Here is a 12,621-nt window from a genome sequence, read left to right as displayed (position 1 = left end):
TCTATTCATACAAAGAGATTACTATGTCATCACACCATATTAATAACCGCAATCGACAGCGCTACTCTGAGACTGCGCCTGCTTATTTATCTACCACTGATCATAAAAACTATAATGGCAAAAACAATAACAGTCATCTATATCCAACCAGTAAATTGACTTCTATCGCCTTGATAGTTGGTAGTGCTTCACTTGTACTCGCAGGTTGCCAATCAACTGCAGCCAGCTCATCTTCCAATCTGTCGTCGAATAGCAGCGCTTCTAGTACCATGATGGACTTTAGTGTTGCAGATACCGCGCAGAGCCAAAGTCAGGGTCAAGCCTTTACTGCCAGTCAAAATGCTCAGGCCGCGCGTTATGAGCAGCTGTTTAATCAAGAGAAGTATCCAAATACCGAAAACCAAGCCAAATCACACTTGCTAGCAGCCATTCGTCAGCACTTGGCGACCGAGCATGTCGCAGTCGCCACAGCCAATTATCGATCAGCACCATTCATTGACCCAGATAGTATCGACGCAGGATCTAGTAGCTTGCTCAGAACGATTATAGAAACCTATGCGTATCAGCCTGAAGGTGCATATAGCGAAAGTGATGATGAGCCATACAATGATGACTATAATGATTATGATGATGCGAAAGGTTCGATAGAGTCCGACTATCCTAGTGACTATGATAAGTCTAGAGCAGAAGCTGAAGCAGAGAGAAGAGCCATTGCTGCTATATTGGCTGAAGCGGGGGAGAATGAGCCGACGAGCAATGATACTAGCAGCGATAACGAGTATGCTTACGATACAGCAGATTATGATAGTAATGACTATAGCAGCGATGATTACAGTAGTGACGACTATGATAGTTATGCTGAATACAGCAGCAGTGCTGAAGGTATGCTCTCAGGGATGTCGGGTTTAAGTCCCAAGTCAATGGCTGCAAAGTATGAAGCCATGCAAATGGCAAAACAGCAAGCTAAGACAGAGACGGTAAATCGTGGCAGCCTACCAATGTCATCTACAGGCATGATTGGCAATATACTTGATATGTTCCACCGCACTCCTGAGCAAATAGCTGCATCCAATGCCTATCAGTATGAGCATTTAACATTCAATAGTGTCAGTCAATATCGTCCCAAGCAGCGCCAACTACAAAGTGTCTATAGTTACGACTACGCCACACCAACGATTAGCTCATCGATACAGATACCGTTAGCATTTGATTTTAATAATAGCAGTGTCGTAGTAGATCCATCGGCCATTATGCCGATCGTTGCACTTGTTAACCCTGAGAATACGCCATTACCAGCACAGATGACCTCGCACACGGTGAGCTTTGGTTTGCCTGAAAGCATCACGGCACAGTTGCCACCAGCGGTGCTCTACGATGCGGTGCTCAATGCGATACGGAACAGCATGGCTGAGCTGGCGCCTGAGCATTTTAGCGCAGTCGATATCAGTGGTGACACGTTTGCCAAAGAAGTTGGTGCGACTCGCGCAGTAAAAGTCTATTTTGGTAGCCAGCAAAGCGGTGAAATAATTGGCAAGATGCTCAAATATGTGACGAAATCACTGCAAGAATATGTAGATGCCAATCCAGATAAATATCCTGATGGTGCCGCACTAAAGACAGCACTTGCTAAAGCGCAATTATACAATAAAGGCTATCAAAGCGCGGATGTCGGTTCGCTATTGCAGCTGATCGAAGCTATCGGTCCTATCTCTTTTAATCAAATCAACTACTATTACTTAGACAGCTCAGATCGACTGCTGGCCAAGCAGCAACGTGTCAATATCGGTGGTGATTTGATGGGGTCGACCACAACCATGCTAAATCAAGTGCGTTACGATAAAGCCAGCTTTAACCGTCATGCCTTGACACCACTGCTTACTGAGTCTTTTGGTCCAGACGCGATGCCTCCTATCGATGGCAATGCATGGATAGCTACGCAGCGCGAGAAAAAAGACAGATTACAAACGGCCCGCTATGCACGCTATGACTATCAAGATAGTGGTATCGAAGGTGCTTATAACAGCGATGAATATAGCAGTAATGAATATAGCAGTAATGAATATAGCAGTAATGAATATAGCACTGATGAGTATGGTAACGATAAAGACAATGGCGCAGACGCTGTCGATGAGAGCCGAGTTGACGATGCTCAAGATGATATGAATGAAAAATAGAAGTCAAATGACATCATCTTATTGCATTTACGCTCATATCTATTAAGGATAAAAAATGAAAACAGTACATCACACCATTGCACAACGTCTGCCATGTAAGACTAAAAACAATCTGCTAATAACCAGCGCATTTTTGACAGGGGCGCTGTTGTTAACAGGTTGCCAGTCTACCAGTTTGGGCCAGTCCAACACAGCGGCTGTAAAACAAGCACCTAGCGTTGCCAAAAAAACACTAGAAACAGCACTACAAAAACAGCGTCGTCAGTCCTTTAGCTATCATAGTAATCTTGAGATTGGCAATAACCAACAATTTACAGATGCCGATACTGGTACTGGTACGGAGAAAATGGCGGTATCAGACTATGTAGATGAACACTGCGAAGAGGCACATGACCAAGCGTACGCCACTCTAATCCTGCAAGCCGAACAGCAAAACAAAGATATCTTAGCGGTGGATTACGATACTAAGCGTGACAGCATAAGGCAGTCGTATTTTGAGTGTGTAGATGCCTATCATGCATGGGATAACCATCAATACGATAGCGATGTAAAAGTAGCACCAGATTATCAAGCGCTATTTGATAATTATGAGGATAAACAAAAACCGTTAGATAGGAAGAAAGCACAGTTATTAGATGAGTATTTGCTAAAGCCGCTTTCTATCGACTCTCAAGGGATATACCAACCGATGGCAGGCAAGGCTACGATGCTCGCCAGCGCGCAATATCAAGCACGCAATCATCACAGCAGTATCAACCAGCCTATTTATATGGATTTTAAAAACGGTGATATTTACCTATGGGCAGATAATTTTGCGATTCTAAACTCAGAATTGTTGGACGATAAACTCGGTACAAAATGGCAAAACAAGTGGTTAAAAATAGCTATTGATGATGGTACATTGCCTAAAGGATTTGGTGGTGAAGTCATCAAAAGCCACTTTGCAGCGTTAGATGCGACTTATGATGCGGCTCCTGTCAGCCAGTTTAATTATGTTGCCCCTAACTCACTTGCTTCAATATCGCCAAAACTGCCTGCGCACCAGTTATCGGCTATGCTACCAAGCGATCAAATCATTCGCCGAGTACAAAGCTTTGGGGATTATCAAGCGTCGCAACAGAAATATATGCAGATTTTCTACGATCGGATCAGTGAAAAATACCCAGAGTTGGTACAAGAACCCGAACCGATGACAGCGTTTGAGTCGATTCAAAATCCAAAGGCATTTACCAGTAAGTCTATTGTACAAAAAATACTGGCTATGATAGAAGATCAAATGAATGAGGAAGCCACGACAGGTGAGGCCGTTGCCAATACAGAAGTACAGGAACTGTACGGGTTTGATAAAAGTGGTCAACTCAAATGGGAGCACTTACGTCGTCAGTTGGACAATACTAGCGAAGCGAATAGTAATAAGGGCATGAGGATAGATGTGTTGCAGCAGTATTCTGCTATCAGCACTAAGGACTTGGCGTTTCCTAACTTACCAAGTAATGTGCAGATGCCGAACGCTAGCAATAGCATTGATTTACGAAAGTATGCTCCAGAGCTGCTGCAATACTACCAAGATGGTAATGGCACGGCAGTAGGTAAGATGGTCTTTAACATGTTGCCGATGGTCAGAGAGCGTATTGGTTCGGTTGAGTAACTTATTAGAGTATTAATGAGTAAATAGAAAGCATTATTAGTTTTTGAACAGGATAATTTTGCACTAAAAAAAGCGCACCTATTAACGGCGCGCTTTTTTAGTTTATACGTATACAGCTGGGTAAAATAACACTTTTCCGGAGTGGTTTATTACATACCTTGCTGTGCACGATCACCACGTTGCTCACGATGGTCTGGACCACGACGGCCTTCGTCGTCACCTTTTCTATCTTCTTTCATTTGTGCAAGTTTTGCACGTTGCTCAGCAGTCAACACTTGAGCGATGGCGTGTTGTGTTTGTACACGTTCGATAAAGCGTTGCTTTTCTTTTGCCGCACGTTGATCAGCCAGACGGTTCAAAGCAGCAGTATTCAAAGTGCTGGCATTGGTCAGCGCTTGTATTTGCTGATCCATTTGCGCGCGTTCTGCTTGATGTTCTGCACGGTCAACAGTGCGATCGCCACGTTTGTTTTGCATGATGGCTTTGATTTGCGCTTGCTGTGTCGCTGTTAGATCCAATTTTGACATTGGGCCTCTCATCTCACCTTTTTTCATGCCATCTTTGTGGTTCTTTTGCATTTGCGCAGTTGGCGTTGTATCAGTGGTTGCGTTAACGCTGGTGCAAGCGGTCACGGTAAATATGCTAGACGCTGCTAATACTGAGCCTAATAGTAATTTTTTCATCATAATATCCTTGATTACATTGAGTTTGGTTTAATAAACACTAAATTTTTATCTCGCAAGTAGCATTTGTTGAACGTTATCGCTCGTTATGGTCAGCCATCTTAGAAATGCAATACTTGCTGTTGATAGGAGTATATTATGACAGTTAAAGGTTACGAACATTTATGAAGTATTAAGAAAGGTAACGTTTCTGGTGAATTGGCAAGTGCTTGCCTGATAATATGGTTAACTACAGTCTACCGACAATAAAAATGCCACGGCGGCAATTTTGCTAACCATATCACAATGACACTTGTACGTGGACTTATTGCGTCATGATTACTATAGAGTGATTGGATTGAATAGAGATAAATAAAAATTAAAGGAGAGAAGCATGCCAAACATCTTGATAGGCGATGACGACGAAGAGTTGACTCAGTTATTGCAAGAGTACTTGGACAATCATGGCATTCGCTGTGACTGCGTGCATGATGGTGCAGCAGTCATACAACGACTCAAGGCAGTGGCACACGAAGATACGGTTTATGATTTACTCGTACTCGATATTATGATGCCAAAACTGGATGGGTTAAGTGTGCTGCGCCAATTACCAAATATCATCGATATTCCAGTCATTATGCTGACAGCAAAAGGGGAAGAGATTGACCGTATTATTGGTCTAGAGCTTGGTGCTGATGATTATATCACTAAACCTTGTAACCCTCGAGAGCTGCTAGCGCGTATCAATGCAGTGATTAAACGTACCAATACAACCGCATCAGAGCATACTCCGTTGCCAGAAAGTCGTTTGCATCTCGATCAAAATCAACGTGCCTGCCAGATAGATGGGGTAACGCTGCAAGTCACTGGTACAGAGTTTGATCTGCTCGTGGCTCTGCTCAAACAAAAAGGGGAGGTGGTAAGTAAAGCATGGTTGTCAGAAAATGTCTTGCAGCGTGAGTTACAGCCATTTGACCGTAGCCTCGATGTACACGTATCTCGCTTACGTAAAAAACTTCAGCCTTTCCACGATGAGCCAATAAAAGCGGTGCGTGGAAAAGGTTATCAACTGGTGCTGTAATGACGGACATATCGATGAAAGCTGCTGAGCAGACCCTCAAAAAAGCACCTAAGTTTAAGGTGCGTATTACTCTGTTCTGGCGTCTGTTTCTGAGCCTATTACTGACGATTTTAATCACCTCTGTACTGTCCATCGTGGTAGAGCGCTGGCTGGCTGAAAAAGAGCTGACCTCTCGTATGGACGTACAAATCGATAGTCTATTGATAAAGCGTGAAGAGATGGTCGCGGCGCTACGGGCTGGTGATGTAGACTCTGTCAGGCAGATGTATCGTCAAGACCGACAGCTGATGAATCAAATCAGAGTCTATGATGAGCAGGGCGCTATTGTATTCCCGCGTTACCGTGACCAAGACGATCGTGCGCAAGGACAGTTGCAAAGTGGTCGGCGGCTAATGGATCGTGCGATACAACCGTTGCAGCAAATACCACCTAGGCCACCTAGAGTAGAGAATAGCGTTTATGGTCTAGAAGGTCGCAATGCTGACAATAGACTTCGTGAACACGACAATGAAATACCGAAAATTGAGCCGTCTTTTTGGCAAAAATTCCTAAAGCCAAGAACAGCAAGTAGTGCAGCAGTAGCTGATATCGATACTCGTCCTGAACTGGCTGATATGTCTGTTGAATTACCTGATGGTCAGTCAATTATCATACAGTTGCGTCCGCACCTACGTTTTTCGGACGTAGTTGAGCTACAGCACGGTAATTTTCCAATACGTTTGCTATTGATCGTTATCTTTAGTGTATTGGTCTGCATATGGCTCAGTCGTACGCTGACCCAGCGAATTGGCCGTGTACAAAATACCGTACACCGTATGATTGATGGTAATTATCAAGCCAACCCAGAACTGTCCAAGATGGGCGATGATGAGTTGGGGTTACTTGCCAAAGACGTCGCCCATCTATCGACAAGGCTTGTAGACAGTGAGTTGGCACGTAAGCAAATGCTTAGTGATATCTCACATGAGCTGCGTTCGCCGCTTGCTCGTCTGGATGTCGCGACTGAGCTGACTCGAGACTTTGCGCCCAATGCCAATCGTTATCTGGACCGTATCGATAAAGAATCTACACGAATGAATGAGCTGATTGAGCAAATCATTCATATTCAATCTCTGCAAATGCAGCAATATACCGTCGATAATTTGGAGAGTGAGGCAGTCGATATATCCGACATCATTAGCAATATCGGAGAGGATGTCTGCTTTGAGTTTCAACATAAAGACGTACATTGGCAATGGCAACCGCCTGTAGCCTCAGCGTTGGATGATTTGGAAGGTTTTTGGACCGTCCAAGGTAATGCAGAGCAGTTGTATAGCGCACTTGAAAACGTCATTCGCAATGCTTTTATGCACACGGCAGCGGGTTCGACAGTGATTGCGGAAATCAAAGCAATACAAATGAACAATAAGGCATCAGCTGTTCAAATTAATATAACAGACGAAGGTGGCGGTGTCGCAGACAAAGACTTAGAGCGTATTTTCCATCCCTTTGTGCGGCTCGATACTGCTCGGCATCGTGATACTGGCGGCTATGGTCTTGGATTGGCTATTGTTCATGCTGTGGTCATGGCGCATAAAGGATATATCGATGCTCATAACCGCCAAGATGGTATCCAAGGGTTGGTGGTTCAAATAGTGCTACCTAGCAGATAAAAAGATAAGTAATGTAGAAACAAATTATGTAACCAATATGCGCTTATCATGTATTTGTAATGTGTATAAGCGCATATTTAGTAGTAGATAAAAGCTGACTCTTTTTAAAACCAACGTAATTTATTATAAATAGACAAAAATTAAAAGTAATTATATTCGTTTATATGAATATAAACGACGAACGGTACCAAAACACGGATGAACGGTATTGTCTCTCTGTATATATTCGGTAATACTAATATATACAGAGAGTGATAAAGATTATACAAAACGAAACGTCTTATTCCTTAAAGACTACTACAACTATTATTTGGACAAGGTCTCGTTATTCTAAGCTTATAACCCGTTTTATTTTGTCACATCGTCTCTCTGACATAGATCTTATCTCTGATTTTTTAAATCTGACAAGTCTGTAAGGGAGTACGCATCATGAACCGCATCTATAAAGTCATCTGGAATGAAGCCTTAAGTTGTTTTACCGCCGTTGGTGAATACGCGAAGGGACGTGGCAAATCTTCCAAATCTAGCGTTAGCTCTAACGCTACCATAAATACAACGTCTAACCTGTCCGTTATCCATACGTTACGTCTGAGCACTATAGCGCTTGGGCTACTAGCTGCTGGCTTTGGCATGCAGGTGAATGCATTGGGTACCTACTTTGTTGGTGACGACCCAACGCCTAAAATACATACCAATTCATTCCTTCACCAAACACTAACGGTGCAGGGTGGAGAAACGGTCACTGGCGATCCCAATACCAAAAATATTAGCGTGACTGCCAATAGACATGATAAGTCGCTAACGATAAAGCTCGATGAAAATGTCGATTTAGGGACTGATGGTAGTCTTAAAACGGGTGATACCTTAGTCGATAACTCTGGCATTAAGATTACAGCCATAAATCCAGCTAATAGTGTCATTTTGAGCAATAGTGGCCTAAATAATGGCAATAACAAAATCACCAATGTATCCAATGGTGCTGTGATGGCAGGGAGTAAAGATGCAGTTAATGGCTCGCAGCTATATAGGCTGGTTAATATAGTCAAGGATAATAAGACTAAATATTATAGTGTTGACTCTGAAGCTATTGGCAATGCCAATAACGATGGTGCAACAGGTTATAATGCTATGGCCATGGGTGGCAACGCAAAGGCGACTGGCAGCCAAACCATCGCTATTGGTAGCTCTGAATTTGGACAACAGACGCTGGCAAGTGGTGAACAATCTATTGCTATTGGTGCCAATGTCGTTTCAAGAGGCGGCTCTTCTATTGCCATCGGTGGCGATGACCTAAACTTAGCATCGATATACAATATCGACGGTAGTATCACTAGCACTGATCTAAACAGTGGCACAGTCAATACGGTTTTTAATGAATATGCGGGTCGAGATCTACTGGATGCAAGCGACCCATATACAGGAAATACTGAATCGGGCGGGGCAGCTTCCATAGCAATTGGTGTCAAAGCTCGTACGGCGGGTCATCTTGCAACTGCAATAGGTACGCATGCGAATGCTGCTGCAACCGCGTCATCAGCGTTCGGTGTGGCTGCCTCTGCTACTGAAAAAGGGGCCTTGGCACTGGGTGCTGGCGCTCAGTCTAATGCTCAAGATGGCGTGGCGCTAGGATCACAATCTGTAGCTAACGTTGCAGGTGGTGCGGTTGGCTTTGCTCCATCAAGTGCTAGTGTCATAGACAAAACAGCTATTACAGCAACTAATAGTACAGGCCTTGGTGCAGTTTCTGTTGGTAGCTCTACTAATGGTACTCGCCAAATTGTAAATGTCGCAGCAGGTACTCAAGACAGTGACGCAGTAAACGTATCTCAATTAAAAGCGTTAGATACTATCGTTGCTGGCATTGATTTTCCTATTCGTTCTAGCAGTGCACAGCCATACACCACGTCAGTAACAGGTACTGACGCTCTTGCCGTTGGCTCGAATGCCAATGCAAAAGGTAATAATGCAACCGCTGTTGGAGAGAGCGCATTTGCAAACGCAAATGCAACCGTTATCGGTGAAGGTGCGCGATCTTCGTTCAACGGCTTTGCTGGTGGTCAGGAGGCCAAAGCGGGTGTTAATTCAGTGGCGATAGGTCAAAGAGCCACAAACGGAAACGCAAGTCGTGCGGTTGCGATAGGCTATCAAGCAAAAGCCATGGCTCAAGACACCATTGCAATTGGTCTTGATGCACAAGCTAAAGCGCAAGGCGGTGTGGCACTCGGTAAAGGTGCTAGTGCAAATGCTCTAAACAGCGTGGCTTTAGGTCAAAACTCTATTGGGGCGGTACAAAGTGGCGCATCTTTCTTAACCAACGTCGCTGCTGATGTAAATAATGGCACAGTCTCAGTAGGCGCTGTTGCAAGCGAACGTCGTATCGTTAACGTTGCAGGTGGTTCAGCAGACACTGATGCAGTGAACGTATCTCAGCTAAAAGCTGTTACAGACATTGCTAATAGAGGCTGGGATATTAGTGCACAAGGTGATGCTACCACTGCAAGCACTGTAGGACCTGGTGACTCAGTTGACTTCAACAGTAAAAATAGCAATATCACTGTTTCTAAAGAAGCAACCAGTAATGATGTCTCATTTGAACTCAATAATAACTTAGACCTAGGTAATAACGGCAGTGTCAGTACAGGTAATATCTTCGGTGGCACTCAAGTTAATCGCTTGGGCATGATCACAGGTGGTCTAGCGATGGGCGGTGTAACTACAGTTAGTGGCGCTGGTGTGACCGTAACAGGTATAAACCCTTTTAACCCATCTAATGCCACGTTGACCAGTGATGGTCTAACCATTCTGAATGGTCCAAGCGTAACAAGGTCTGGTGGTATCAACGCTGGTAATAGAAAGGTTGTCAATGTTGATAACGGTGAAGACCCAAATGATGCTGTCAATGTCAGTCAGCTCAATAGTGCCTCCGCTGCCGCTAAAACAGAGGTCGCCGCAGGTACTAATATTGCGGGTGTTGTGAAGTCTACAGGTGGTAACGGTCAAGATGTCTATACTGTTAATGCTGATGGCGTTACTGCTTCAGCAGGATCTGCCGCTGTTACAGTTACCGCAGGTGAAAAAGATGATACAACTAACACCACTGATTACGCTGTTGATTTAAGTGCTGATAGCAAAGCCAGTCTAGTTAAAGCAGACAGTGCCATGCAGACCATTATTGCTCAAATAGACGGTGTTGATGTTAAAACGCTCAATAAAACGGATAATACGGCTAATTTCCTAACGGGAGATAACATTGTTCTTAGTGCCGAGGATGGTGGCATTAAAGTTGCTACAGCAGAAGATGTCACTTTTACTAGTGCTAGCTTTGCTGATAGTACAGTTCGTGTGAATAGTGAAGGTCTGGATAATGGCGGCAACAGAATCGTCAATGTAGATGATGGTGATGCACCTATGGATGCTGTCAACGTCAGGCAGCTAAACGTCGTGACAGAAACAGCCAATAGAGGCTGGGATATCAGCGCACAAGGTGATAGTGCTACCGCAAGTACGGTAGGACCTGGAGATTCAGTTGACTTCAACAGTAAAAACAGCAATATCACTGTTTCTAAAGACACTACTAGTAATGATGTCTCGTTCGAACTCAACAATAACTTAGACCTAGGTAATAACGGTAGTGTAGAAATGGGTTCAAGCTCTCCGTTCGGTTTTGGTGATACCACGACACTTGATCGCTCTGGTCTAACAACAGGTAACTCATACTTTAGTACAACTGTAGATGGTTTAGGTGTTAGAACCGGTAATGCACTGGCTAGTACATCAGTTAATGGCTTAGGAGTATTGGTGAATGGTCCACTAGGTATTCCTAGTACTGTTCTAACCATGGATGGTTTAACAATTATTGGTGGTCCAAGCGTAACAAGGTCTGGTGGTATCGATGCTGGTAACAAAAAGATTATCAATGTTGATAACGGTGAAGACCCAAATGATGCTGTCAATGTCAGTCAACTAAGTAGCTCGTCTGCCGCTGCCAGAACCAAAGTCTTAAAGGGAACCAATGTTTCTAGTGTTGATTTCTCAATCGACAGTGACACAGGACAAGATGTCTATACTATTAATGCGGATGGTGTGACTGCTTCAGCAGGATCTGCAGCTGTCATTGCTATCTGCTGAGTATTTTTCCATAAGACCTAAGATTGGATCACCAGCGTAATAATCGATACGTTCAAACATGCCATTTCCTTATAAAAATATAAATCGAGCAGCCGAAAATCATAGAGCAAATCGCGGCTGAACTCAACACGAGAGTGGGTTATATAAGACAATTAATAAAATAAATAGCCAAATAGCTTGTTTCTATGCTTATCAAGCGCATTTGACATGCTATACGTCATTCGCTAGATGATGAGTCAGAGTGATGTAGGTCGTTGTAATGGGTCGCAAAATACGTTTGCAAAAACTGCTTAAAAGCAATCGTCGCCGGAGAGAGCGCCCGTGAAGCACGCTGATAGATAAAAAATTGCCGCATTTTGACTGGTTGAGTGAGTGGTCGCATCAGCAGTCCATTGGCACTGACCCAATCAATAACTTCAGGCATGTAGGGTAGGCATAAGGTAATGCCGAAACCTTGCCGCGTCATCTCAAGCGCGGTGGACATAAAGTTTACCTTGTAGCGGGCTTGTTGAACATGAGCGGAGATAGAGTCGTCGAGCTCTGCGGTTACTTGCTCAAGGAACGGACCTTGCAAGGTAATCAGCGGCGTTTCTAATAAATCTTGCCAAGTGATTTCGTCTCTTTGTGCCAGTGCATGATTGTCTGGCATAACCACGCAAAATGGTAGCTGATATAACAAGTCAGCCCCGATGTCATCTTCAGTTTCTATAAAACCAAGCTCGGTGCCAACGCCTAAATCGACTTCGATATCTTGAATATGCTTAAGTAAATTTTCGGCTGAACAGTCCAATAGTGAGACGCCAATATTTGGATATTCTTTGGCAAATTGAGCGATGACGGCAGGTAGGGAAGATGCTGCAAACTGTGATACCGCCAAGCGCACCTGACCTTGTGCCAAGCTGGTCAAGCTACTCGCTTCATTTTCAAACAGCTGCATCTCATTCAAGATACGCCGTGCTTGCGGTAGTAGATGCCGTCCTACTGCTGACAGAGACAACTGGCGAGTGGTGCGATCAAACAACACGATACCTAGGCCAGTCTCTAATTCCTTAATCAATCCACTAACAGCAGATTGAGTCAAATACATCTGTTCGCTGGCACGAGTGAAACTGCCGTTGTCAGCGACTTTGATAAATGCGGTCAATTGGCGAATGCTGATATTCATAAGTAAACCTGATAAATAAATCATAAAAAACAATTAGTCTTATAAATAAAGCTAATCTAATATAAATACAACGTCAACAATAAAGATTGATTATTAATCGTTTTATAGACT

At 43.8% G+C, this 12,621-nt stretch carries 7 protein-coding genes and 2 pseudogenes; 7 read left to right on the top strand and 2 right to left on the bottom strand.

Annotated features, from left to right (window positions below; genetic code table 11):
• Positions 1-23: 23 nt before the first annotated feature.
• Positions 24-2,174 (top strand): hypothetical protein, encoded by a 2,151-nt coding sequence (locus tag JMX91_RS00775; RefSeq protein ID WP_201547244.1) that lies wholly within the window; start codon positions 24-26, stop codon positions 2,172-2,174.
• Positions 2,175-2,229: 55 nt separating this feature from the next.
• Positions 2,230-3,822: a hypothetical protein gene (locus tag JMX91_RS00770; protein WP_201547243.1), complete on the top strand. Its 1,593-nt coding sequence runs from the start codon at positions 2,230-2,232 to the stop codon at positions 3,820-3,822.
• Positions 3,823-3,971: 149 nt separating this feature from the next.
• Here the strand turns inward: JMX91_RS00770 and JMX91_RS00765 are convergent, their stop codons facing one another.
• A complete protein-coding gene (locus JMX91_RS00765; RefSeq protein ID WP_227679193.1) occupies positions 3,972-4,508 on the bottom strand; it encodes a Spy/CpxP family protein refolding chaperone in 537 nt (178 codons plus the stop codon).
• A gap of 370 nt (positions 4,509-4,878) precedes the next feature.
• Between JMX91_RS00765 and JMX91_RS00760 the strand changes: the two genes are divergently transcribed.
• From JMX91_RS00760 to JMX91_RS13445, 5 genes and pseudogenes are all read left to right on the top strand, one after another.
• Complete coding sequence (locus JMX91_RS00760) at positions 4,879-5,565, top strand: response regulator transcription factor (RefSeq protein WP_057759848.1); 687 nt, start codon at positions 4,879-4,881, stop codon at positions 5,563-5,565.
• Between the two features lie 14 nt (positions 5,566-5,579).
• Entirely contained in the window at positions 5,580-7,217 is a 1,638-nt protein-coding gene (locus JMX91_RS00755) for a sensor histidine kinase (RefSeq protein ID WP_201547242.1), read from the top strand.
• Positions 7,218-7,646: 429 nt separating this feature from the next.
• Positions 7,647-10,127 (top strand): annotated as a pseudogene (locus tag JMX91_RS00750) (ESPR-type extended signal peptide-containing protein); the annotation flags it as partial.
• 6 nt (positions 10,128-10,133) lie between these two features.
• A pseudogene (locus tag JMX91_RS13450) lies at positions 10,134-10,344 on the top strand (hypothetical protein); the annotation flags it as partial.
• 32 nt (positions 10,345-10,376) lie between these two features.
• The gene (locus JMX91_RS13445) at positions 10,377-11,345 is read left to right on the top strand and encodes a hypothetical protein (RefSeq protein WP_413786760.1); all 969 of its coding nucleotides are present in this window, start codon (positions 10,377-10,379) and stop codon (positions 11,343-11,345) included.
• A gap of 217 nt (positions 11,346-11,562) precedes the next feature.
• Here JMX91_RS13445 and JMX91_RS00745 read toward each other — a convergent pair whose 3' ends face one another.
• Positions 11,563-12,510, bottom strand: a complete 948-nt coding sequence (locus tag JMX91_RS00745) for a LysR family transcriptional regulator (RefSeq protein ID WP_201547240.1) — start codon at positions 12,508-12,510, stop codon at positions 11,563-11,565.
• Positions 12,511-12,621 lie beyond the last annotated feature (111 nt).

Origin of the sequence: Psychrobacter sp. Pi2-1, assembly GCF_904846645.1 — a bacterium.
GTDB lineage: Bacteria > Pseudomonadota > Gammaproteobacteria > Pseudomonadales > Moraxellaceae > Psychrobacter.
Note: the sequence above shows the minus strand (reverse complement) of the source record. Positions and strands in the feature narration are given on the sequence as shown.